Origin of the sequence: Geodermatophilus dictyosporus, assembly GCF_900115505.1 — a bacterium.
Taxonomy (GTDB): Bacteria; Actinomycetota; Actinomycetes; order Mycobacteriales; family Geodermatophilaceae; genus Geodermatophilus; species Geodermatophilus dictyosporus.
The window spans coordinates 102,493-124,616 of sequence record NZ_FOWQ01000011.1; the positions used below are offsets into that span (position 1 = coordinate 102,493).

A 22,124-nucleotide genomic window follows, 5' to 3' on the forward strand; every position below is an offset into this window, starting at 1 on the left:
ATGACCTCGACCGCTCCGGCCGCGGACGTCTCCGACCCGGCTGCGTTCGACCCGGCCCTCCCGTGGCGGCGTGCCCGGTCGGTGGCCCTGCGGCCGGAGCCGTTCGGGGCGCTCGTCTACCACTTCGGCAACCGGAAGCTGTCCTTCCTCAAGTCGAAGACGCTGGTCACCGTCGTGGAGACGCTGGCTGACCACCCCAGCGCCGACGCGACGCTGGCGGCGTGCGGTGTCCCCGAGGCCCAGCGGCCCGCCTACGTGAGGGCGCTCGCCGACCTCGCCCGTTCCCAGATGATCGAGGTGCGCGCGTGACCGCCGTCCTGCCGAACCGTCCCGCCCCGGAACGCCCGACCGGCGGGCGCCTCGTCGACCAGTTCGAGTACGGCCTCGACGCCCCGATCTGCCTGACCTGGGAGCTCACCTACGCCTGCAACCTGGCGTGCGTGCACTGCCTGTCCTCCTCGGGACGGCGCGACCCGCGCGAGCTCACGACGGCCGAGGCCGAGGGCGTCATCGACGAGCTCCAGCGGATGCAGGTCTTCTACGTCAACGTCGGCGGCGGCGAGCCCACCGTGCGGCCGGACTTCTGGCACCTGCTCGACTACGCCATCGGCCACGACGTCGGCGTCAAGTTCTCCACCAACGGCGTCAAGCTCGACCGGGCCCGCGCGGCCCAGCTGGCGGCCACCGACTACGTCGACGTGCAGATCTCCCTCGACGGCGCCACCGCCGAGGTCAACGACCGCGTCCGCGGCACCGGCTCGTTCGCCACCGCGACGAGGGCGCTGGAGAACCTGGCCGAGGCCGGGATGAAGGACTTCAAGGTCTCCGTCGTCGTCACCCGGGAGAACGTCTCCCAGCTCGACGACTTCCGGGCGCTCACCGACCGCTACGGCGCCCAGCTGCGCATCACCCGGTTCCGCCCGTCGGGCCGCGGCGCCGACGTCTGGGACCAGCTGCACCCCACCCAGGCCCAGCAGCGCGAGCTCTACGCCTGGCTGCTGGCCAACGGCGACCGCGTGCTCACCGGCGACTCGTTCTTCCACCTGTCCGCCTACGGGCAGGCCCTGCCTGGCCTCAACCTCTGCGGCGCCGGGCGCGTGGTCTGCCTGATCGACCCGGTCGGCGACGTCTACGCCTGCCCGTTCGCGATCCACGAGCAGTTCCTCGCCGGCAACGTGCGCGGCGAGGGCGGCTTCCAGCGGGTGTGGCAGCACAGCGACCTGTTCCAGGAGCTGCGCAGCCCGCAGACCGGTGGCGCGTGCACGAGGTGCGCTCACTTCGACGCCTGCCGCGGCGGCTGCATGGCGGCCAAGTTCTTCACCGGCCTGCCGCTGGACGGCCCCGACCCCGAGTGCGTGCAGGGGTACGGGGAGTCGGCGCTGGCCGCCCGCGACGCCGACCTGGTCACGCCGCGCAGCCACCTCGACCACTCGCACACCGGCCCGGTGCGCGGCCAGCCGACGCTGCTCGGGATGCCGTCGCTCCCGCCGGCGAAGGCGTGCGACGAGTCGCCGCTGGCGGGCCTGCAGCTGGGCTGAGTGCACTCAGCGGGTCGGGGCCACCACCGGCCCCGACCCCTCCGGCAGCAGGCCGGGCGCGAGGTCGGCCAGCGTCATGGTCAGCAGCAGGGCGACGAGCAGCGCGAGCGTGAGCACGGGGCACCTCCGGGACGACGTGCCCCCAGGCTGACCGCCGTCCCTGACCGGGCCCGGTGACCGGCCTGGGAGTCCGCTGGGTGCCCCGTGCGCGCGCCTCAGGGGAGGTCGACGACGTCCTTCTCGCCGGTGTCGGGCTTCGAGCCGGTGGCCTTGGCCTTGACGAAGCTCAGCGCCGTGGCCAGCCGGTTGCCGGGGCTGTCCCAGTACTCCGCGGTGTCGCCGTCGACCTTCACCAGGACGACGGAGGGGTCCTCGGGCCCCTGGGGCAGCCAGGCCTCGACGCCGGCGTTCCACAGCTCCTTCTTCTTCGCGACGTCGTCGACGACACGCGCGGTCCCGGTCAGCGAGACCCAGGTGCCGCCCGAGCCGACGCCGACGTTGACCTGCGGCGAGGTCTGGATGTGGCCGAGCCAGGGGGCGTCGTGCTCGGCGAAGAACCACAGGTCGCCGTCGAACTCGACCTCCTGCAGTGCCATGGGCCGGCTGGTCAGCCGACCGTCGGGCATGGTCGTGGTGAGGAAGCCGAACCTCTGCCCCTTGATGAGCCCGGCGACCTTGGCGGTGGATTCCTGCGAGTCGGTGGTCATGACCCTGCCGTTCCCCGGATCGGCCACGCGACACGGACGACACCCCGGCGTATCGGAATGGATCGGCAGGCGGTTGCCTTCACCAACGTCGTGACCACCACCCAGGACCGGCCGGCCGCACCGCCCGCCGCCACCGACCGGCCGGGGACGGCGCGCACCGCACTCACCCTCGGCGCGTTCGTGGCGCTCGGCCCGCTGACGATCGACATGTACCTGCCCGCCCTGCCCACCATCGCCGACGACCTGCGGACCAGTCCGGCGACGGTGCAGCTCACGCTGACCGGCACCCTGGTCGGCCTCGCGCTGGGCCAGCTGGTGCTCGGCCCGCTGTCGGACGCCCTCGGCCGGAAGAAGCCGCTGCTGGCCGGCACCGCGCTGCACGTCGTCGCCTCGCTGCTCGTGCTCGTCGCGCCGTCGATCGCCGTGCTGGGGCTGCTGCGCTTCCTGCAGGGCGTCGGGACGGCGGCCGGCGCGGTGATCGCCCTGGCGGTCGTGCGCGACCTGTTCGCCGGTCGTGCCGCGGCGACGATGCTGTCCCGGCTCTTCCTCGTCCTCGGCGCGGCCCCGGTGCTCGCGCCCACGGTGGGCGGGGAGGTCCTGCGCTTCACCTCGTGGCGGGGCGTGTTCCTGATCCTCGGCCTGTACGGCACCGCCCTGCTCGTCCTCGGCTGGTTCGCCGTCCGCGAGACGCTGCCGCCCGAGCGGCGGCGCAGCACCGGCCTGGCCGGCACCCTGCGCGGCTACCGGGCGCTGCTGCGCGACCGGGCCTACGTCGGCCTCGTGCTGGTCGCCGGCCTGACGATGGCCGGGCTGTTCAGCTACGTGTCGGGCTCCTCGTTCGTCTTCCAGGGCCAGTTCGGCCTCGACGAACAGCAGTTCGGCCTGCTCTTCGGCGCCGGCGCCGTCTGGCTGATCGCCGCCACCCAGCTCAACCCGGTCGTGCTGCGCCGGTTCTCCCCGGCGCAGGTCCTGGTGGCCGGCACCGTGGGCGGCGCGCTGGCCGGCGCGGTGCTGGTCGTCCTCGCCGCCAGCGGCACCGGCGGGCTCTGGGCAGTGGCGCTGCCGCTGTGGGCGGTGCTGTTCAGCTCGGGCCTGGCGCTGCCCAACGCCCCGGCGCTGGCGCTGTCCCGGCACGGCGAGGCGGCCGGCACCGCGGCGGCGCTGCTCGGCGCGGTGCAGTTCGGCGTCGGCGCGCTCGTCGCCCCGCTGGTCGGCCTGCTCGGCAACGACGCGGTCGCCATGGGCGCGGTCGTGGTCGCCGCGCTGGTCACCGCGATCGTCGTCCTGGTGGTCGTCGTCCGGCCGTGGGAGCTGCCCGACGACGTGTCCGACGAGGTGCCCGCGGCCGCCTAGGCTGGCGCGGTGCCCGACCTGGCCGGCGCCGCGTGGCCGGAGCTGCCCGAGCGGCCGCTGCTGGTCGTCCCGCTGGGCTCGGTCGAGCAGCACGGCCACCACCTGCCGCTGGCCACCGACACCGTGGTCGCCGAGGCGGTGGTCCGGGAGGCAGTGGTCCGGGAGGCGGTGGTCCGGGGGGCGGGGCTGGACGCCGTCGTCGCGCCGGCCGTCCCGTACGGCGCCAGCGGGGAGCACGAGGGGTTCCCGGGCACCGTCTCGATCGGCACCGCGGCGCTGACCACCCTGCTCGTCGAGTACGGCCGCTCGGCCTGCCGCTGGGCGCGGCGGCTGCTCGTCGTCAACGGCCACGGCGGCAACCTCGACGCACTGCGCGCCGCCGTCCCGCTGCTGCGCGCCGAGGGCCGCGACGCCGCCTGGTTCCCGTGCGGCGTCGCCGGGGGAGACGCGCACGCCGGGCGCACCGAGACGTCGCTGCTGTTGCACGTGGAACCAGGCGGCGTGCGGACCGACCGGTCCGTCCCCGGGGAGACGGCGCCGATCGCCGAGCTGCTGCCGCGGCTGCGGGCCGAGGGCGTGCTCGGCGTCAGCCCCACCGGCGTGCTGGGCGACCCGGCCGGCGCCTCGGCGGAGGAGGGGGCACGCCTGCTGGCCGGCATCGCCGCCCGGCTGACGACGGCGGTCGCCCGCTGGGACGTCGGCGACGACGGCCGGCTGCGGTGAGTCAGCGCACGTGCGTCCGCGGGCGCTCCTGGCGGGTGCCGTCGACCGCGACGTCCACCTCCTCGTCGTAGAAGGCGACCAGGCCGGCGATCGGCGTCAGCTCGCGCGTCGGGAAGTCGTAGGACCACGCGACGTCGTCGACCCCGGGGGCCGACCAGTACCCGCTGGTGCGGCCCTTGTACGGGCACTGGGTGACCGTGTCGCTGGGCGTGAGGTGCTCCCAGCGGACGTCGGTGCGCGGCAGGTAGGAGCGGGTGGGCAGCCCGGTCTCGAAGACGAGCACCGGCGACGCCGACTCGGCCAGCACGACGCCGTCGCGCTCGATCCGCACCCGCCGCGACGAGCGGATCGCGTCCACCCGGGAGTAGGGGTTGCGCGGGTGGACGAACACCTCCTCGTCCTCCTCGAACCACGCGTCGAGCGCTGCCCAGTCGAGGCGGACGTGGCCGGCCAGCTCGGGGACGCGGTCGCCGGTGTGCACCAGCGCCGCGCCGGGCCGCTCGAGACCGCCGGCGCGCAGCCCGTGCCGGGCCGCGGTGCCCACCGGCGTCCCGGCCACCTCGCCCTCGTCGGCCAACACGCCGGGGGCGACGTCGTCGAGCGGCACCACGTACTGCGGGTAGGGCGGCCACTCCCACACGTACCGCGCCCGCAGGGTGTCCAGGACGACCACGCCCCCGAGCACCGCCCGCACCCGCCGGGGCACGGGCTCGACGTGGCCGGTGGGGACGATCGCGCGCGGGTGCTCGGGCACAGTGCCTCCTGCAGCAGGATGACGGCCACCGCCGTCGGAGCAGAGGAGTCCACCGTGGCGCACCAGCCGGTCGCCGACCAGGTCCCCGGGAGCACCGCGCCGGCGGGCCGGGTCGCCGTCGAGACCAACGGCATCAACGTCATCGCCGAGGAGGAGCGCCGGGGCTCCCCGCCCCAGCTGTTCTGGCCGTGGTTCGGCGCGAACGTCAGCGTGCTGGGCCTGGCCTACGGCTCGTTCCTGCTGGGCTTCGGCATCTCGGCCGCCCAGGCGCTGGTGGCCGGCGTCGTCGGCATCGTCGTGTCGTTCCTGCTCTGCGGGCTGGTGGCGATCGCCGGCAAGCGCGGCTCGGCGCCCACCCTGGTGCTCAGCCGCGCCGCCTTCGGCGTGCACGGCAACCGGGTGCCCGCGGTGCTGTCCTGGGTGCTCACCGTGGGGTGGGAGACGGTCCTGGTCAGCCTCGCCACCCTGGCCACGGCCACGGTGTTCGGCCAGCTCGGCTGGAGCGGCGGGACGGCGACCCAGGTGGTGGCCCTGCTCGTGGTCGCCGCGCTCGTGGTCGCCGGCGGCGTCCTCGGCTTCGACGCGATCATGCGCATGCAGCGGTGGATCACCGTGGTCAGCGGCGTGCTCACCGTCGTCTACGTGGCGCTCGTCGCCGGGGAGGTCGACTGGTCGGCGGTCACCGCCACGCCGGGCGGGACGACGGCGGCCGTGGTCGGTGCGCTGGTGCTGGCGATGACCGGCTACGGCTTCGGCTGGGTCAACGCCGCCGCCGACTACTCGCGCTACCTGCCCCGGACGGCGTCCACCCGCGGCGTCGTCGGCTGGACGACGACCGGCGGCGCGCTCGCCCCGGTCGTGCTGCTGGCCACCGGGCTGCTGCTGGCCGCCTCGGACGCGGAGTTGTCGGGCGCGATCGGCGCCGACCCGATCGGCGCGCTGGGCTCGATCCTGCCGACCTGGTTCCTCGTGCCCTTCGTCGTCGTCGCGGTGCTCGGCCTGGTCGGCGGGGCGCTGCTGGACATCTACTCGTCGGGCCTGTCGCTGCTGGCCGCCGGCGTCCGGGTGCCCCGCCCGGTCGCGGCCGGCATCGACGGCACGCTCATGGTGCTCGGTTCGGTCTGGGTGGTCTTCCTGGCCACCGGTGGCTTCTTCGTGCAGTTCCAGGGCTTCCTGATCACCCTGGGCGTCCCGGTCGCCGCCTGGTGCGGCATCTTCCTGGGCGACCTCGCGCTGCGCCGCCGCGACTACGCCGAGGCCGACCTCTACGACGCCGGCGGCCGCTACGGCGCCGTCCCGGCCGTGCCGCTGGTGCTCCTGGCGGTGGGCACCGTCCTCGGCTGGGGGCTGGTCACCAACGGCCTGGCCGGCTGGCTGGACTGGCCGGGCTACCTGCTCGGCCCGCTCGGGCTCGGGGGCCGCGAGGGCGCGTGGGCCTTCGCCAACCTCGGTGTCCTGGCCGCCTTCCTCGTCGGGCTGCTGGGCACCCTGGCGCTGCGCCGGGCGGCCGTGCGGGCGCAGGAGGCCGCCCCGGCGGTGCCGGGACGGCCTCCGGTCGTGCGCTGAGGGACTCGTCCTGCAGCGGCTCAGTCCTGCAGCGTCTCGGCGAACAGCGGGACGGCGTTGTCCAGGGCGTACTCCGTCCCCAGCACCGACCCGCTGGAGAAGGCGTTGACCAGCGTCTCGTCGTCCAGCACCAGGGCGTTGCCGGCCTGCACCGAGCCCAGCGTCTGCCACACCGGGTTGCCGGTGAGCTGCGCCGGGTCGACGAAGATCGGGAAGACGACGGTCAGCGGGGCGTCGAGCAGGTCGACCTGCTCGTCGGACACCGGGACGAAGAAGCTCTCGCCGGCGAGGTCCTGGATCGCCGGCTTGTTGCTGAAGCCCAGCGCCTCCACGAAGTCCACCCGGGTGTCGCCACGCACGTAGGCGCCGAAGCCCTCGGCGGTGTACGCGCCGACGGCGACCTCGGTGCCGTCGAAGTCCGCGTTGGCGGCGGCCGCGTCGGTGAAGCCCTGCTCGAGGTCGGTGCGCAGCTGCTCGGCCTCCTCGGTGCGGCCCAGCGCCTGGCCGACCAGCTCCAGCTGCTGCTGCCACGTCGTCCGGTACTGGTCGGCCCCCTCGGGGACGCCGACCGTCGGGGCGATCTGGCGCAGCTGGTCGTAGCGCTCCTGCGTGCCGTCGGACCGGGTGTCGAGGATGAGGTCGGGCTCCAGCGCGGCGACCGCCTCCAGGCTCGGCTCGAGCGTCTCGATGATCTCCGGCGCCTCGTCGTAGAGCCCCTCGGCCCACGGGCCCACGCCCTCGCCGCCGAAGCCCAGCCAGTCGCTGGCGCCCACCGGCTGCACGCCCAGCGCCAGCGCGGTCTCGGCGTCCGACCAGCCCAGTGCCACCACGCGCTGCGGCTCCTCGGGGATCTCGACGTCGCCGAAGGCGGTGCTCACGGTGACCGGGAACGTCCCGTCCCCGCCGCCGGCGGACGACGACGCGCTCCCGGACGAGCTGCCGTCGGAGCCGCACGCGGCCAGGACCCCGGCGGCGGTCACGGCCGCCGCGACCAGGGCGGCGCGGCGGGGGAGGGGGCGGGAGGGCATGGCGGTTCTCCTCGGGTCGGCTCCCGGTGAGGTTAGCCTGACCTCACTCGGTGGCCTCGCGGCGCCCGGTTAGCCTCCGGCCGTGAGCGATGCCCCCGGCTGGCTGGTGGTCGTGGACCTGCAGCACGTCTTCGGCGACCCGGACTCGCCGTGGACGGCACCCCGCTTCGAGGAGGTCCGCCCGCGGGTCCGGGAGCTGGTGACTGCCTTCGGCGAGCGGGTCGTGTTCACGCGCTTCGTCGCGCCCGCGGAGCCGGCGGGCGCCTGGGTGGACTACTACGCGCAGTACCCCTTCGCGCTGCAGCCGCCGGACGCGCCGCTCTACCGGCTGGTCGAGGACCCCGGCGGCGCGCGTGTGCTCGACGCCCCGACGTTCGGCAAGTGGGGCCCGGAGCTGGCCGGGGTCGTCGGGGGCGGCCCGCTCACCGTCGCCGGGGTGGCCACCGACTGCTGCGTGGTGTCCACCGTGCTGCCGGCCGCCGACGCGGGCGTCCCGGTGCGGGTGGTCACCGACGCCTGCGCCGGCTCCAGCGACGACGAGCACCGCCGCGCGCTGCACCTCATGGGCCTCTACGCGCCGCTGGTCGAGCTGACGACGACCGCCGAGGTCCTCGCCGGGTGACCGCCGTCCCCCCGCCCCCGGACGCCCGGCTGCCCGACGGCTACGCGGTGCGGCTGGCCCCCGGCACCCGGCGGCGGGAGGACGGCGCGGTGCTGCTCGGCGGCTCGCCGCTGCGGCTGCTGCGCCTCAGCTCCCGCGCCCGGACCCTGCTGGCGGGCGACCGGCTCGCCGTCACCGACGCGGGCAGCGCCGCGCTCGCCGCCCGCCTGCTCGACACCGGGGTCTCGGTCCCCGAGCCCGCGGGGCCGGCGCCCGGGCCCGCCGACGTCACCGTCGTCGTCCCGGTGCGGGACCGGGCCGGCGGCGTCGCCCGGCTGCTGGCCGCGCTGCGCGCCGACCCGGACACCGCCGGCGTGCGGGTGCTCGTGGTCGACGACGGCTCGGCGGACCGCGCCGCGCTCGCCGCCGCGGCCGCCGGTGCGGAGGTGCTGCGCCACGAGCGGTCGCGCGGGCCCGCGGCGGCGCGCAACACCGGCCTGCGGGCGGCGACGACGGCGGCGGTCGCCTTCCTCGACTCCGACTGCGTGCCCGAGCCCGGGTGGCTGGCCGCGCTGCTGCCGCACCTGGCCGACCCACGGCTGGCGCTCGTCGCCCCGCGCGTGACCGCGCTGCCGTCGACCGCACCGGGCTGGGTGACGCCGTACGAGACGGCGGTCAGCGCGCTGGACATGGGGCCGGCGCCCGCACCGGTGGCGCCGCTCGGTGGCCTGTCCTACGTGCCGAGCGCCGCGCTGCTGGCCCGCCGGGCCGCGCTGGGGGAGGGGTTCGACGCCGGCATGCGGGTGGCCGAGGACGTGGACCTGGTCTGGCGGCTGGCCGCGGCCGGCTGGCGGGTGCGCTACGAGCCGGCCGCCCGCGTGGCGCACGACCACCCGAGCACGACCGGGGCCTGGCTGCGCCGCCGCGCGGTCTACGGCACCGGCGCCGCGCCGCTGGCCGCCCGGCACGGCGGCCTGGTCGCGCCCGTGGTGGTCTCCCCGTGGACGGCGACCGCGCTGGTGCTGGCGGTGGGCGGCGGGCGGCCCGGGCGGGTGCTGGCCGCGGGTGTCCTCGGGACGGCCGCCGCCCGGCTGGCCCGCCGGCTCGCCGGCCCCGGCCGGCGGGCGCCCTACGGGCTGGCCGCGGCGCTGGTGGTGCGCGGCAGCGCGGCCGGCGCCCGCACGCTGGCCCGCGCGGCCACCCGGCACCACTGGCCCCTGGCGGCGGCCGCGGCCCTGGTCTCGCCCCGCGCCCGCCGCGGCCTGGCCGCCGTGGCCGTCGCCGACGCCGTCCTCGCGTGGCTGCCGCACCGCGGACGGGTGGGCCTGCTGCGCTTCGCCGCCGCGCGCCGGCTGGAGGACCTCGCCTACGGCGCCGGGCTGTGGGCCGGTGCGCTGCGGGCCCGCGACGCCCGGGCCCTGCTGCCGGCCCGCCCCCCGGACGTCGCTCCGCCGCGATGACCAGGTGCCCTGGTCGTCGCCGCCCCTCCGGGGGGCTGACCTGCGGGATCGCACCCTGGCGCGGGCGTGGGATCCGCGTCACCATGGGCGGGTCATGAGCCCCAGCCCCCGGACTCCGTCGTGACCGGCGTCAGCCCGTGGCTCGCGCTGCCCGAGGGCCGGCCCACCCCGGGGCTGGCGCGGCAGCTGCGCGCCGCGCACGAGACGTTCGTGACCCGCGGTGCCCCGCCCCCGCGGTCCGGGGTCCGCCCGGTCGTCCGGGACTCCTGGGCGCGCAGCCTCGGCAGCGGGGTGGACCCCGACGGCCAGGGCCCGCCGGTCGACCTGCTCGACGACGCCCTGGCCGCCTACCGCGCCGGCCACCCGCTGGCACCGGTGCTGCCGGTGATCCGGCGCCTGCTGGTCGAGGACGCCGAGGCCGACCGGATGATCGTCGCGGTCACCGACGCCGACGGCCGGATGCTGTGGGTGGAGGGCGACTCCCGGCTGCGCCGCCTGGCCGAGAACATGAACTTCGTGCCGGGGGCCCGCTGGTCCGAGGACGTCGCCGGCACCAACGCCCCGGGGACGGCGCTGGCCCTCGACCACCCCGTGCAGTTCTTCGGCAGCGAGCACTACCGCCGACCGGTCCAGCCGTGGAGCTGCTCGGCCGCGCCGGTCCACCACCCGGTCACCGGGGTGCTGCTCGGCGCCATCGACGTCACCGGCGGCGACCACGTGGCCAGCCCGCACGTGCTCACCCTCGTGCGCGCCGCCGTCGCCGCCGTCGAGTCCGAGCTGCGCTGGCTGCACCGGGAGGAGCAGCCCGGCCGGCGGCCCGTCGTGACGACGGCGGCACCGGCGCGCGAGGCCGCGCCGGTGCTGGAGGTGCTCGGCCGCGACCGGGCCCGGCTGACCCGCGCCGAGGGGGCGGTCGAGCTCTCCCTGCGCCACTCCGAGCTGCTCCTGCTGCTGGCCGAGGCCGCCGCGACGGGGGAGGGCCGCAGCGCCGAGCGGCTGGCCGCCGAGTGCCACGGCGGCGGCGCCGCGGTCACCGTGCGCGCGGAGCTGTCCCGGTTGCGCCGGCTGGTCGGCCCCGAGCTGGTCGGGTCACGGCCCTACCGGCTGCTGGGCCCGCTGGAGACCGACGTCGGCACGCTGCGCCGGCTGCTCGACCGCGGTGCGGTGACCGCCGCCCTCGACCGGTACCCCGGCCCGGTGCTGCCGCGCTCCGGCGCGCCCGGCGTCGCGGCGGCCCGCCGACGCACCGCCGTCGCGCTGCGCACCGCGGTGCTGGCGAGCCGGCGGCCGGAGCTGCTGCTGCGCTGGACGGCGCTGCCCGAGGCCCGGGACGACGCCCTCGCCTGGCAGACCCTGCTCGAGGTGCTGCCCGCCGGGTCGCCGCGCCGGCCCGCCGTCGCCGCCCACCTGCTCGCGCTGCGCCGGGCCCCGCGCGGCTGACCCGACACGCCGGGCGGGGAATGCGTCCGGTGCCGGCGGCCTTGGCACGGCAACGTGACCGCTCGCGCCGCCGCTCCGCCCGCCCCCGCGCCGACCTCGCTGGGCACCCCGCGCGTGGCGGTGGCCCTCGTCGCGCTGGCGCTGGGCGGCTTCGCGATCGGCACCACCGAGTTCGTGACGATGGGGCTGCTGCCCGACATCGCCACGGGGGTCGGCGTCGACATCCCCACCGCGGGTCACGTCATCTCCGCCTACGCCCTCGGCGTGGTCGTGGGCGCCCCGGTCATCGCCGCGCTGGGCTCGCGGCTGCCGCGCCGCGGCCTGCTGGTCGGGCTCATGGCGGCCGTCGTGGCCGGCAACGTGCTCAGCGCGCTGGCGCCCGGGTCGACGACGCTGCTGCTGGCGCGCTTCGTCAGCGGCCTGCCGCACGGCGCCTACTTCGGCGTCGCCTCGCTGGTCGCCGCCGCGCTCGTGCCGCCGGCACTGCGCGGGCGGGCGGTCAGCACGGTCATGCTCGGCCTGGCCGCGGCCACCCTGGCCGGGGTCCCCGCGGCCACCTGGCTCGGCCAGACGCTGGGCTGGCGCTCGGCGTACTGGGCCGTGGTCGTGCTGGCCGCGCTGACCGTCGTCGCGGTGCTCGCCGTGGTCCCGCCGACGCCGCAGGGCGGCGACGCCGGCATCCGCACCGAGCTGGGCGCCCTGCGCCGGCCCCAGGTGCTGCTCACGCTGGTCGTGGCCACCGTCGGGTTCGGCGGCATGTTCGCCGTCTACAGCTACATCGCCCCGATCACCACCGACGTCGCCGGGCTCGCCCGGGGAGCCGTCCCGTGGGTGCTGCTGGCCTTCGGCGTGGGCGGCTTCCTCGGTACCGCGCTCGGCGGGCGGCTGGCCGACCTGGCGCTGTTCCGCTCGCTGGTGGGCGCGATGGTCACCGTCCTCGCGCTGCTGCTGGTCGTGGGCCCGGCAGCGGCGACCGGGCCCACCCTGTTCGCCGTCGTCCTCCTGCTCGCGATGAGTGCCTCGACGCTGGTCGTCTGCCTGCAGCTGCGGCTCATGGAGGTCGCCGGCGAGGCGCAGATGCTCGGCGCCGCGCTCAACCACTCCGCGCTCAACGCGGCCAACGCGCTCGGTGCCTGGCTGGGCGGGGTGGTCATCGCCGCCGGCCACGGCTACGCCGCGCCGAGCCTGGTCGGCGCCGCCCTCGCGGCGGCCGGCCTGGTCGCGCTGGCCGCCTCGGCGCGGCTGCGCCGGCGGGAGCTCCGCGCGGCCACCTGACACCCCCGCTCCAGGGCGTCTGCAACACCCGTGCAACGTCCGCGCTGCGCCCGACACGCCTCGTCAGCCACCGCACCCGCGGAGACAGGACCGCTGCGCGGTTCCGCTGGTGCGGACGCGTAGTACCCGAGCGACCGGGTAAGCGTGGCCTAAGTCACCTCCCCGTTGACACACTCCGCCGCAGAGCGCCCGCAGGGCCGGGCGCGTTCGCCCCCTGCAACGACAGCGGAGGATCCATGACACGGGTGAGCATGCAGGTCGACGGCGTGACCTACACCGACGAGGTCGAACCCCGGACGCTGCTGGTCCACCACCTGCGCGAGGCGCTGGGCAAGGTCGGGACGGTCGTCGGCTGCGACACCAGCAACTGCGGCGCCTGCACCGTGCACCTCGACGGGCAGGCCGTGAAGTCCTGCACCGTCCTGGCCGTCCAGGCCGACGGCGCCGAGGTCACCACCATCGAGGGCGTCGCCGCGCCCGACGGCAGCCTGCACCCGGTGCAGAAGGCGTTCCACGAGATGCACGGTCTCCAGTGCGGCTACTGCACGCCCGGGATGATCATGGCCTCGATCGACCTGCTCAAGGAGAACCCGAACCCCAGCGACACCGAGGTGCGCGAGGGCATCGAGGGCAACCTCTGCCGGTGCACCGGCTACCAGAACATCGTCCGCGCGGTGCAGCAGGCAGCCGGTGAGCTGTCCGGCTCCGCCACCACCCCGGAGACGACGGGAGCCCAGGCATGACGGTCACCGAGGACGCCGCCACCACCCAGGTGCCCGGCCCGGAGAAGGAGGTCGGCAAGGCCCGCAAGCGCAAGGAGGACGCGCGCCTGATCACCGGGCGCACCACCTGGACCGACAACATGGTGCTGCCCGGCATGCTGCACCTGTCGGTCGTGCGCAGCCCGGTCGCCCACGCCCGCATCACCGGCGTCGACGTGTCCGCGGCGAAGGAGTCCCCGGGCGTCGTCACCGTCCTCACCGGCCGCGACCTCGCCGAGGAGCAGGGCTCCATCCCCTGTGCCTGGCCGGTGACCCCGGACATGAAGAACCCCGGCCACCCGTCGATCGCCGTCGACCGGGTCAACCACGTGGGCGAGGCGGTGGCGGTCATCGTCGCCCGCTCCCGGACCGCGGCCGCCGACGCCGTCGAGCTCGTCGACGTGGACTACGACCTGCTCCCGCCGGTGCTCGACATGGAGGAGGCCGTCCGCGAGGGCGCCGACCTCGTCCACGACGACCTGGGGACCAACACCAGCTACCACTTCGTCTTCGACGCGGGCGAGGCCGGCACCGGCGGCGACACCGAGCAGGCGTTCGCCGACGCCGACGTCGTCGTCAGCCGCCGGTTCGTCAACCAGCGGCTGATCCCGGCGTTCATGGAGCCGCGGTCGGTCGTCGTCCAGCCGCAGGGCGACAACTTCACGATGTGGTCGGCCACCCAGATCCCGCACGTGCTGCGCGTGATGCTGGCGATGGTCACCGGCATCCCCGAGCACAAGCTGCGCGTGGTCGCCCCCGACGTGGGCGGCGGCTTCGGCGGCAAGCTGCAGGTCAACCCCGAGGAGATCCTCGCGCTGCTGATCGCGCGCCGCCTCGGCAAGCCGGTCAAGTGGACCGAGACCCGCAGCGAGTCGCTGATGACCGCCCACCACGGCCGCGACCAGGTCCAGTTCATCGACGTCGCGGCCGACCGCGAGGGCAACGTCAAGGGCCTGCGCGTGCGGCTGCTCGCCGACATGGGCGCCTACCTGCGGCTGATCACCCCGGGTGTCCCGGCCCTGGGCGCGTTCATGTTCCCGGGCATCTACAAGTTCCCGGCCTACCGCTTCGAGTGCGACGGCGTGTTCACCAACAAGGTGCCCACCGACGCCTACCGCGGCGCCGGCCGGCCCGAGGCGACCTTCGCCGTCGAGCGGATCATGGACGAGCTCGCCGTCGAGCTCGGCATGGACCCCCTCGAGCTGCGCCGGAGGAACTGGATCCAGTCGCAGGAGTTCCCGTTCACCACGGTGGCGGGCCTGGAGTACGACAGCGGCGACTACGACGCGGCCACCCAGCAGGCGCTGGACCTGCTCGGCTACTCCGAGCTCCGCGAGGAGCAGCGCCGCCGCCGTGAGTCGAACGACCCGGTGCAGCTGGGCATCGGCTTCTCCACCTTCACCGAGATGTGCGGCCTGGCCCCCTCGCGGGTCCTCGGCTCGCTGTCCTACGGCGCGGGCGGCTGGGAGTCGGCCTCGATCCGGATGCTGCCCACCGGCAAGGTCGAGGTGGTCACCGGCTCGACGCCGCACGGCCAGGGCCACGAGACGGCGTGGAGCCAGCTGGTCGCCGACTCACTCGGCGTCCCCTTCGAGGACGTCGAGGTCCTGCACGGCGACACCGCCGTCGCGCCCAGGGGCATGGACACCTACGGCTCGCGCTCGCTGGTCGTGGGCGGCACCGCCGTCATCAAGGCCGCCGACAAGGTGGTCGCCAAGGCCCGCAAGGTCGCCGCGCACCTGCTCGAGGCCAGCGAGGACGACCTGGAGTTCTCCGGCGGGAAGTTCTCCGTCCGCGGGACGCCGGGGTCGGGCCTGTCCATCCAGGAGATCGCGCTCGCCGTCTTCGCCGCGCACGACTACCCGGAGGACGTCGAGCCCACGATCGACGCGGACGCGACCTTCGACCCGGTGAACTTCTCCTTCCCCCACGGCACGCACGTCTGCGCCATGGAGGTCGACACCGACACCGGGTTCGTCAAGATCCGCAAGTACGCCTGCGTCGACGACGTCGGCACGATCGTCAACCCGCTCATCGTCGAGGGGCAGGTCCACGGTGGCCTGGCGCAGGGCATCGCCCAGGCGCTGTACGAGGAGGCCGTGTACGACGCCGACGGCAACCTGACCACCGGCACCTTCGTCGACTACCTGGTCCCCTCGGCCGCCGACCTGCCGCACTTCGACACGGGCAACACCGTGCACGTGGCACCCGGCAACCCGATCGGCGCCAAGGGCGTGGGCGAGGCCGGCTGCATCGCCAGCACGCCGGCGGTGGTCAACGCCGCGCTCGACGCCGTCCGGCACCTGGGCGTGTCCGACATCCGCATGCCGCTGACCCCCGAGCGGGTGTGGCGGGCGATCCACCAGGGCGGCGACGGCGGGGACCGGGCCACGGCCGGGTCCAACGCCTACGGCGGCGCCCAGACCGAGACCACCGCCGGTGTCTCGACCCCGCAGTCCGCTCTCGGAGGTGACCGGTGATCCGCCGTAACGACCCTGGAGTGAAGCCATGATCCCCGCCCCGTTCGAGTACGTCCGGCCCACGACGGTCGAGGAGGCCGTCCAGGCGGTCGCCGAGGGCGGCGAGGACGTGAAGGTCATGGCCGGCGGGCAGTCGCTCATCCCGGTCATGCGGCTGCGCCTGGCCGCGCCGGAGACGATCGTCGACCTCGGCGGCATCGCCGAGCTCCGGGGCGTCCGCGAGGAGGGCGACCACCTGGTCATCGGTGCGATGACGACGCACGCCGAGGTGGTCACCGACCCGCTGATCGCCCAGCACGCGCGGCTCATCGCCGAGGCGACGGAGACGGTGGCCGACCGGCAGACCCGCCGCCGGGGCACCTTCGGCGGCGCCCTGGCGCACGCCGACCCGGCCGGCGACCTGGCGGCGGTGGCCCTGGCCCTGGACGCCGAGATGGTGATCGCCGGCCCGTCGGGTCGGCGCACGGTGCCCGCCCGCGAGTTCTTCGTCGACTACCTGACGACCTCGCTCGAGGAGGGGGAGATCCTCGTCGAGATCCGGGTGCCCAAGCTGTCCGGCGACTGGGGGGTGCGCTACGAGAAGTTCAACCGCGTGGCGCAGGCCTGGTCGATCGTCGCGGTCGCGGCCGCGGTCCGGCGGGAGGACGGGCACATCGCCGAGGCACGGATCGGGCTGACCAACATGGGCCCGACGCCGCTGCGCGCATCGGCGACCGAGGCGGCCCTCGCCGGGGCCCCCGCGACGGCCGACGCGGTCGCGTCCGCGGCGCGGTCGGCGGCGGAGGGCACCAGCCCGAGCAGCGACCTCAACGCCCAGGCCGACTACCGCGAGCACCTCGTGCAGGTGCTGACCCGCCGGGCGGTCACGGCGGCCGCCGGGCTGTAACTTGAAGGACCCCGTCCTCCCCACCCCTCGCAGGCTCGGGGTGGTGCCCTGGACGGGGCCGCGCCTGGCTCCCGCCCGTCCCCTCGGCCGGCCCGCCCTCCCGGGCGGACCGGCCGAGGTCCGTTCCCCACCCCGGAGGTCGCACCGTGCAGCTGGAGAACTCGTTCACCGTCCCCGTGCCCGTCGACGAGGCCTGGCGGGTCCTGCTCGACATCGAGCGCATCGCCCCGTGCATGCCCGGTGCCGCGCTGGACTCCGTCGAGGGCGACTCGTTCACCGGCCGGGTCAAGGTCAAGCTCGGCCCGATCAACCTGACCTACCAGGGCAAGGCGTCCTTCGTGGAGAAGGACGAGGCCGCGCACAGGGCCGTCATCGACGGGCGCGGCAAGGACCAGCGCGGCAACGGCACCGCGGCCGCCCTCATCACCGCCCAGCTCAAGGGCGAGGGCAGCAGTACGCGGGTCGACGTCCTCACCGACCTCAACATCACCGGCCGCCCTGCCCAGTTCGGCCGCGGCGTGATGACCGACGTCGGCAACAAGCTGCTCGGCCAGTTCGCCGACAAGCTCGCCGCCCAGCTGGGCGAGGGCGACGCGCAGGGTGACGCGGCGCGCGCCGAGGCGGCGCAGGTCGACGCCCCCGGCTCGGTCACCGCGACCGCGACCGGCGTCGTCGAGGAGGTCGCCGCCTCGGTGGAGCAGACGCCGGGCGACAACGCCGTCGCGCAGAAGGTGCGGGAGGCGGGGACGGCGACGCGCGAGGCGGCTGCTGCTGCGACCGACACGAGCACCGGCCGGCACGCCGCGGTGGCCAACCCGCCCACCGCGCCGATCACCGCGGTCGGCTCCACCGACACGACGCCGGTGACCGCGGTGGCCGCCGGCGGGGACACCGTGCCGGCCGGCACCGGCGCGGCCCCCAGCGGCCCGCCGTCCGGCACGACCGCGCCGCCCACCCGCCCGGCCACCGGCGCCCCGCCGCGCAGCACCCCGTCGGCCGCCCCGCGGCAGCCGGCGCCCGAGCCCGAGCCGATCGACCTGCTCGAGGTCGCCGGTGGCGCTGCGGCGGCCCGCTTCGCCCTCCCGGCCGCCGGGGTGGCCGCGGTGCTGCTGCTCGTCACGCTCGTCGTCCGCCGGCGCCGCCGCCGCTGAGCCGCCGGCCGTCCGACCACCGCCCGCGCGTGCGCGCGGGCGGTGGTCAGCTCCTGACCGCGGCCAGGTCCGCCAGCCAGGCCAGCGCCGCGGCGGCCACGGCCTCCGGTGCCCGCGACAGCGAGTGGTCGCCGGGCACCTCGGCCACCGAGGCGGCCGGCACCCCGGCGAGCGCCGCCCCGACCTCCGCCGGGCGGCCGAACGCGTCAGTGGCCCCCTGCACCACCACCAGCGGCACCCCGGCGGCGGCCAGCTCGGCGGCCCGGCTGCGCTCCGGCCGGCCCGGCGGGTGCAGCGGGAACGCCAGCGCCAGGACGCCGTCGGCGCCGAGGGCCGTCGCCGTCCGGCAGGCCACCCGCGCGCCGGCGCTCCGGCCGCCGAGCACCAGCGGCCCGGCGAGCCCGGGGCGCACCGCGTCGAGGACCGCCGTCCAGGCGGTGTCCAGGTGCTGCGGGGCCGGCGCGATCCGCCGGCCGGCCACCTGCCACGGCTGGGCCACCCGCAGCACCCGCCAGCCCGCGCCGGCCGCCGCCGCGGTGACGGCGGTCAGGTCGGCCGAGCCCACCCCGCCGCCCGCGCCGTGACCGAGGACGAGCGTGCCGAGCGGGCTCTCGTCCGGCCCGTCGCGGTGCACGCCGGCGGGGCCGAGCGGGGTCTCGACGAGCCTCACTCCGGCAGGGCGAGCAGCGCCTCGACCGCGCCGGCGAGGTCCGGCGCGACGACGGCGGGAGCCGGGTAGGCCGGCGGGTAGACCCGCTCGCCGCGCGGGAACCAGGCCCCGGTCAGCCCGGCCCGCTCCGCGCCCAGCACGTCCCAGCCGTGCGCGGCCACCAGCGCCATCCGTGCCGGCTCGACCCGGCACGTGCCCGCGGCCCACAGGTAGGCCGCGCGCGAGGGCTTCCAGGCGCGCACCGTCTCGCTGCTCAGCGACCGCTCGACCAGCGGCGTGATGCCGCCGCGCTCGAGCCCGGCCTCGGTCACGCCGGGGGAGCCGTGGGTGAGGGTCACCGCCCGCACGCCGGCCGCGGTCAGCCGGCGCAGCGCGGGCTCGACGTCGGGGTGGGGGGAGAGCTCGAGGAAGGCGTCGGCCACCTGCGAGCGGTCGTCGTCGGCCAGGTCGGTGAGCTGGGCCAGCGCGGAGTCGAACGCGGCGCGGAAGGGCAGCCAGGTGCCGGCCACGGTGGCGGCGAACCCGGTCTGCAGCGTCCGGCCGAAGACGGTGGCCAGCAGGTGCCCGGGCAGGCCGAGCTCGACCAGCGCGGCCTGCACCGGCGCCAGGTCGAGCAGCGTCTCGTTGACGTCGAAGGCGACGACGTGCGGGCGGCGGGCGCCGGCGTGCCCGCTCACGCCGTCGGCCGTTCGCGGCCGGCGTCCTCGGCCCGCCCCGCCGTGGAGCGCCGGCGCCGGTGGTGGCGCACGTCCTGGACGCGCTTGTAGACCAGGTAGCCGATGCCGAGGGCGAAGGCCGCGACCACCGCGTAGTCGAGGTAGTGCAGGTTGTCCTGCAGGAAGTCGCCGGCCAGGACGCCGAGGGTGACCAGGACGGTGTTCCAGATCAGGCTGCCGGCCGCGGAGTAGAGGACGAACTGCAGGATCGGCATCCGCACCACCCCCGCGGGCACGGAGATGAAGCTGCGCACGATCGGCACCATGCGGCCGAAGAACACCGCCGAGCGGCCGTGCCGCTCGAACCAGGCGAAGGTCTTGTCGACGTCGGCGGTCTCCACCAGGGGCAGCCGGTCGAGGAAGGCGTGCGACCGCCGCGGGCCCAGGGCCCGGCCGACGTAGTAGAAGAAGAGCGCGCCGAGGATCGAGCCGATCGTGGCGAAGGTGATGACGGCGACCATGTTCATCTGGCCGTCGTTGATCAGCACGCCGGCCAGGCCGAGGACCGCCTCGCTGGGGATCGGCGGGATGACCGTCTCGAGCAGGATGCTGAACCCCACGCCGACGGGCCCCAGGCTCTCGACGAGGTCGAGCAGGAAGCCGGTGATCCCGCCCTGGTCTGAGGCGGCGGCGGCGAGGAGGGACATGGGTCCACGGTAGAGGCGCCCCCTGCGGACCGCCCGGACGCCGCCGGGACGCGGGGGGCCGCTGGGGCTAGCGTGCCGCCATGCGCCAGCGCCTGACCGCCCGGGCCGTCGTCGTCGGGGACCGGGCGGGCACCGTCGTCCCCGACGCCGCCGTCGACGTCGACGACGGCCGGATCACCTGGGTGGGGCCCTCGGCCGAGGCCCCGCCGGCGGGCGACGCCGACGTCGTGGCGCTGCCGGGCCTGCTCGTGCCGGGGCTGGTGAACACCCACTCGCACGCGCCGATGGTGCTCTTCCGCGGCCAGGGCGAGGGGCTGCCGCTGGACCGCTGGCTGCGCGAGGTGATGTGGCCGCGGGAGGCGCGGCTGACCCCCGAGGACGTCGAGGTCGCGATGACCGCCGCGTCGGCGGAGATGCTGCGCGGCGGGGTCACCACCAGCGTGGAGATGTACTTCTCGCCCGAGCGGATCGCCGCCGCGGTCACCGCGACCGGCGCCCGTGCGGTGATCCCCGCGCCGATGGTGCCGCTGCCCGGGATGCCGCCGCTGGAGGAGCAGATGGCCGCCGCCGTCGACCTGGCCTCCCGCGTGCCCGACGACGGCAGCGTCGAGTACGGCCTGGGCCCGCACGCGGCCTACACCGTGCCCCTGCCCCTGCTGCGCCGGGCCGCGGAGCTGTGCCGGGAGCACGGGATGCTGCTGCACCTGCACGTGGCCGAGACCGCCGGCGAGGGCGCCGACCTGCTGGCCACGCACGGGCTGTCGGTGCCGGCGCTGCTCGCCGCGCACGACGTCCTGGGCGGGCGGGTGCTGGCCGCGCACTGCGTGCACATGGACGACGGCGACCTGGAGCTGTGGGCCGAGTACGACGTCGCCGTCGCGCACTGCCCGGCCAGCAACGCCAAGCTGGCCAGCGGCCTGGCGCGGGTGCGGGACATGCTCGACCGCGGCATCCGGGTGGGCCTCGGTACCGACGGTCCGGCGTCCAACGACGGGCTGGACCTGCTCGCCGAGGTCCGGCTGGCCGCGCAGCTCGCCCGGCTGCGGGAGGCGTCGGCCACCGCGCTGACCGCGGCGGAGGCGTTCTGGCTGGCCACCGGCGGGGCCGCCGACGCGATCGGCCGGCCCGACCTGGGCCAGGTGGCGGCCGGGCGGCGGGCCGACCTGGTGCACGTCGACACCCTCGACCTCGGCTTCGAGCCGGTGGGTGATGACGCCGACTGGCTCACCCACCTGGTCTGGTCGGGGGTGTCCCGGCTGATCCGTGACGTGTGGGTGGGCGGCCGGCCGGTGGTGGCCGACGGCACGGTCACCGGCGTCGACGCCGGTGCGCTGCGGACCGAGGTGGCGCAGCGCGCCGCCCGCCTCGCCGGCTGAGGGGGCGCCGCCACGATCAGGTGACCTGATCGTGGTGCGTCCTCCCCGACGGTGGGCGGTGGGGAGGACGGGCACCCGCCGTTCCTCAACCAGACGGTTGACGACGGGCACGCGGAGGCCTACCCTCTTTATCAACCAGTTGGTTGATATAGGGAGTCGCAGGTGGCGGCAGACGAGCTCTCCCGGGTGTTCGCGGCACTGGCCGACCCGACCCGGCGCGACATCGTCGCCCGGCTCGCGGTCGGTGACGCGACGGTCGGCGAGCTCGCCGCCCCCTACGACGTGACCGTCCAGGCGGTCTCGAAGCACCTCCGGGTGCTCGAGGACGCCGGCCTGGTCAGCCGCAGCCGGGAGGCCCAACGGCGCCCGGTGCACTTGGAGGCGGAGGTGTTCGACCTGATGACGAAGTGGATCGAGCGCTACCGGCGCCAGGCCGAGGAGCGCTACCGCCGCCTCGACGACGTCCTCCGGTCCCTGCCGGACGACCCATCCCAGGAGAGGAACCCGTCATGACCACCAGCACGCGCGAGACGCAGATCGTCGCCGACCCCGACGTCCCGCTGGTCCGCATCACCCGCGAGTTCGACGCCCCGCCGAGCAGGGTGTTCCGCGCGCACACCGACCCGGAGCTGCTCGTGCGGTGGCTGGGCCCGCGCGGGCTGGAGATGCGGATCGACTCCTTCGACTGCCGGCCGGGCGGCTCCTACCGCTACGTGCACAGCGACGCGAACGGCGAGTACGCCTTCCGCGGCTGCTTCCACGACGTCCGGCCCGACGAGCTGATCGTGCAGACGTTCACCTTCGAGGGCGCGCCCGACGGCGTCGCGCTGGAGAAGCTCGTCCTCGAGGACCTCGGCAACGGCCGCACCCGGCTGACCGCCACCTCGCTGGTCGACTCCTTCGAGGGCCGCGACGCCTTCCTGGCCAGCGGCATGGAGACCGGCGTCGTCGAGGGCTACGAGCGCCTCGACGAGGTGCTGGCCGGCTGAGCG

22 protein-coding genes are annotated in these 22,124 nt (G+C 75.9%); 16 read left to right on the top strand and 6 right to left on the bottom strand.

Features of this window, described 5'->3' with window-relative positions; all coding sequences use genetic code 11:
- Together mftB and mftC are read left to right on the top strand one after the other, a co-directional pair.
- Positions 1-309, top strand: a complete 309-nt coding sequence (gene mftB, locus BMZ33_RS21370; protein ID WP_091116318.1) for a mycofactocin biosynthesis chaperone MftB — start codon at positions 1-3, stop codon at positions 307-309.
- Positions 306-1,538 carry a mycofactocin radical SAM maturase gene (gene mftC, locus BMZ33_RS21375; RefSeq protein ID WP_091116322.1) on the top strand — a complete coding sequence of 411 codons (1,233 nt, stop codon included), beginning with the start codon at positions 306-308 and terminating at the stop codon, positions 1,536-1,538. The genes mftB and mftC overlap by 4 nt, the downstream gene beginning before the upstream one ends.
- A 215-nt stretch (positions 1,539-1,753) precedes the next feature.
- Here the strand turns inward: mftC and BMZ33_RS21380 are convergent, their stop codons facing one another.
- On the bottom strand, positions 1,754-2,245 hold the full coding sequence (locus tag BMZ33_RS21380) for a pyridoxamine 5'-phosphate oxidase family protein (protein ID WP_091116325.1): 492 nt from the start codon (positions 2,243-2,245) through the stop codon (positions 1,754-1,756).
- Between the two features lie 90 nt (positions 2,246-2,335).
- Here BMZ33_RS21380 and BMZ33_RS21385 point away from each other — a divergent pair, with 90 nt between their 5' ends.
- Positions 2,336-3,598 (top strand): multidrug effflux MFS transporter, encoded by a 1,263-nt coding sequence (locus BMZ33_RS21385; RefSeq protein ID WP_169064686.1) that lies wholly within the window; start codon positions 2,336-2,338, stop codon positions 3,596-3,598.
- Positions 3,599-3,607: 9 nt separating this feature from the next.
- The gene (mftE, locus tag BMZ33_RS21390) at positions 3,608-4,321 is read left to right on the top strand and encodes a mycofactocin biosynthesis peptidyl-dipeptidase MftE (RefSeq protein WP_091116334.1); all 714 of its coding nucleotides are present in this window, start codon (positions 3,608-3,610) and stop codon (positions 4,319-4,321) included.
- Between the two features lies 1 nt (position 4,322).
- Here the strand turns inward: mftE and BMZ33_RS21395 are convergent, their stop codons facing one another.
- Entirely contained in the window at positions 4,323-5,075 is a 753-nt protein-coding gene (locus BMZ33_RS21395) for a DUF427 domain-containing protein (RefSeq protein WP_091116337.1), read from the bottom strand.
- A gap of 54 nt (positions 5,076-5,129) precedes the next feature.
- On the opposite strand from BMZ33_RS21395, the gene BMZ33_RS21400 reads away from it, so the two are divergent.
- A complete protein-coding gene (locus BMZ33_RS21400; protein WP_169064687.1) occupies positions 5,130-6,641 on the top strand; it encodes a purine-cytosine permease family protein in 1,512 nt (503 codons plus the stop codon).
- A 20-nt stretch (positions 6,642-6,661) separates the two neighbouring features.
- On the opposite strand, the gene BMZ33_RS21405 is transcribed toward BMZ33_RS21400, so the two are convergent.
- Positions 6,662-7,669, bottom strand: coding sequence for an iron-siderophore ABC transporter substrate-binding protein (locus BMZ33_RS21405; protein ID WP_091116345.1), 1,008 nt, complete (start codon positions 7,667-7,669; stop codon positions 6,662-6,664).
- 82 nt (positions 7,670-7,751) lie between these two features.
- Here BMZ33_RS21405 and BMZ33_RS21410 point away from each other — a divergent pair, with 82 nt between their 5' ends.
- The 8 genes from BMZ33_RS21410 (at position 7,752) to BMZ33_RS21445 (ending at position 17,723) form a co-directional block, all read left to right on the top strand.
- The gene (locus tag BMZ33_RS21410) at positions 7,752-8,291 is read left to right on the top strand and encodes a cysteine hydrolase family protein (RefSeq protein WP_091116349.1); all 540 of its coding nucleotides are present in this window, start codon (positions 7,752-7,754) and stop codon (positions 8,289-8,291) included.
- A complete protein-coding gene (gene mftF / locus BMZ33_RS21415) occupies positions 8,288-9,730 on the top strand; it encodes a mycofactocin biosynthesis glycosyltransferase MftF (RefSeq protein ID WP_091116353.1) in 1,443 nt (480 codons plus the stop codon). The genes BMZ33_RS21410 and mftF overlap by 4 nt, the downstream gene beginning before the upstream one ends.
- A 120-nt stretch (positions 9,731-9,850) precedes the next feature.
- Positions 9,851-11,170 (top strand): sigma-54-dependent transcriptional regulator family protein, encoded by a 1,320-nt coding sequence (locus BMZ33_RS21420; protein ID WP_091116356.1) that lies wholly within the window; start codon positions 9,851-9,853, stop codon positions 11,168-11,170.
- Between the two features lie 54 nt (positions 11,171-11,224).
- Positions 11,225-12,445 carry an MFS transporter gene (locus BMZ33_RS21425; protein ID WP_169064688.1) on the top strand — a complete coding sequence of 407 codons (1,221 nt, stop codon included), beginning with the start codon at positions 11,225-11,227 and terminating at the stop codon, positions 12,443-12,445.
- A gap of 236 nt (positions 12,446-12,681) precedes the next feature.
- A complete protein-coding gene (locus tag BMZ33_RS21430; RefSeq protein ID WP_091116360.1) occupies positions 12,682-13,188 on the top strand; it encodes a (2Fe-2S)-binding protein in 507 nt (168 codons plus the stop codon).
- Positions 13,185-15,686: a xanthine dehydrogenase family protein molybdopterin-binding subunit gene (locus BMZ33_RS21435; RefSeq protein WP_091116364.1), complete on the top strand. Its 2,502-nt coding sequence runs from the start codon at positions 13,185-13,187 to the stop codon at positions 15,684-15,686. The genes BMZ33_RS21430 and BMZ33_RS21435 overlap by 4 nt, the downstream gene beginning before the upstream one ends.
- A 28-nt stretch (positions 15,687-15,714) precedes the next feature.
- Positions 15,715-16,572 carry an FAD binding domain-containing protein gene (locus tag BMZ33_RS21440; RefSeq protein WP_091116368.1) on the top strand — a complete coding sequence of 286 codons (858 nt, stop codon included), beginning with the start codon at positions 15,715-15,717 and terminating at the stop codon, positions 16,570-16,572.
- A 146-nt stretch (positions 16,573-16,718) separates the two neighbouring features.
- A complete protein-coding gene (locus BMZ33_RS21445) occupies positions 16,719-17,723 on the top strand; it encodes an SRPBCC family protein (RefSeq protein WP_091116372.1) in 1,005 nt (334 codons plus the stop codon).
- A gap of 46 nt (positions 17,724-17,769) precedes the next feature.
- On the opposite strand, the gene BMZ33_RS21450 is transcribed toward BMZ33_RS21445, so the two are convergent.
- From BMZ33_RS21450 to BMZ33_RS21460, 3 genes are read right to left on the bottom strand one after another with little or no spacing between them, the layout of a single operon-like run.
- On the bottom strand, positions 17,770-18,393 hold the full coding sequence (locus BMZ33_RS21450) for an alpha/beta hydrolase family protein (protein WP_091116377.1): 624 nt from the start codon (positions 18,391-18,393) through the stop codon (positions 17,770-17,772).
- Positions 18,390-19,070, bottom strand: coding sequence for an HAD-IA family hydrolase (locus BMZ33_RS21455; protein ID WP_091116380.1), 681 nt, complete (start codon positions 19,068-19,070; stop codon positions 18,390-18,392). Before BMZ33_RS21455 ends, BMZ33_RS21450 begins: the two co-directional genes overlap by 4 nt.
- Positions 19,067-19,756 (bottom strand): DedA family protein, encoded by a 690-nt coding sequence (locus BMZ33_RS21460; protein ID WP_091116385.1) that lies wholly within the window; start codon positions 19,754-19,756, stop codon positions 19,067-19,069. The genes BMZ33_RS21455 and BMZ33_RS21460 overlap by 4 nt, the downstream gene beginning before the upstream one ends.
- Positions 19,757-19,836: 80 nt before the next feature.
- Here BMZ33_RS21460 and BMZ33_RS21465 point away from each other — a divergent pair, with 80 nt between their 5' ends.
- The 3 genes from BMZ33_RS21465 (at position 19,837) to BMZ33_RS21475 (ending at position 22,121) form a co-directional block, all read left to right on the top strand.
- Positions 19,837-21,132, top strand: coding sequence for an amidohydrolase family protein (locus tag BMZ33_RS21465; protein ID WP_091116389.1), 1,296 nt, complete (start codon positions 19,837-19,839; stop codon positions 21,130-21,132).
- 162 nt (positions 21,133-21,294) lie between these two features.
- On the top strand, positions 21,295-21,645 hold the full coding sequence (locus BMZ33_RS21470) for an ArsR/SmtB family transcription factor (RefSeq protein ID WP_091116393.1): 351 nt from the start codon (positions 21,295-21,297) through the stop codon (positions 21,643-21,645).
- Positions 21,642-22,121 (top strand): SRPBCC family protein, encoded by a 480-nt coding sequence (locus BMZ33_RS21475; RefSeq protein WP_091116397.1) that lies wholly within the window; start codon positions 21,642-21,644, stop codon positions 22,119-22,121. Before BMZ33_RS21470 ends, BMZ33_RS21475 begins: the two co-directional genes overlap by 4 nt.
- The last annotated feature ends 3 nt before the right edge of the window (positions 22,122-22,124 follow it).

Excerpts from the sequence above, each read along its gene's own strand:
- mftB (WP_091116318.1), top strand. The coding sequence starts at position 1 with ATGACCTCGACCGCTCCGGCCGCGGACGTCTCCGACCCGGCTGCGTTC.
- BMZ33_RS21380 (WP_091116325.1), bottom strand. The coding sequence starts at position 2,245 with ATGACCACCGACTCGCAGGAATCCACCGCCAAGGTCGCCGGGCTCATC.
- BMZ33_RS21405 (WP_091116345.1), bottom strand. The coding sequence starts at position 7,669 with ATGCCCTCCCGCCCCCTCCCCCGCCGCGCCGCCCTGGTCGCGGCGGCC.
- BMZ33_RS21430 (WP_091116360.1), top strand. The coding sequence starts at position 12,682 with ATGACACGGGTGAGCATGCAGGTCGACGGCGTGACCTACACCGACGAG.
- BMZ33_RS21435 (WP_091116364.1), top strand. The coding sequence starts at position 13,185 with ATGACGGTCACCGAGGACGCCGCCACCACCCAGGTGCCCGGCCCGGAG.
- BMZ33_RS21440 (WP_091116368.1), top strand. The coding sequence starts at position 15,715 with ATGATCCCCGCCCCGTTCGAGTACGTCCGGCCCACGACGGTCGAGGAG.
- BMZ33_RS21460 (WP_091116385.1), bottom strand. The coding sequence starts at position 19,756 with ATGTCCCTCCTCGCCGCCGCCGCCTCAGACCAGGGCGGGATCACCGGC.
- BMZ33_RS21465 (WP_091116389.1), top strand. The coding sequence starts at position 19,837 with ATGCGCCAGCGCCTGACCGCCCGGGCCGTCGTCGTCGGGGACCGGGCG.
- BMZ33_RS21475 (WP_091116397.1), top strand. The coding sequence starts at position 21,642 with ATGACCACCAGCACGCGCGAGACGCAGATCGTCGCCGACCCCGACGTC.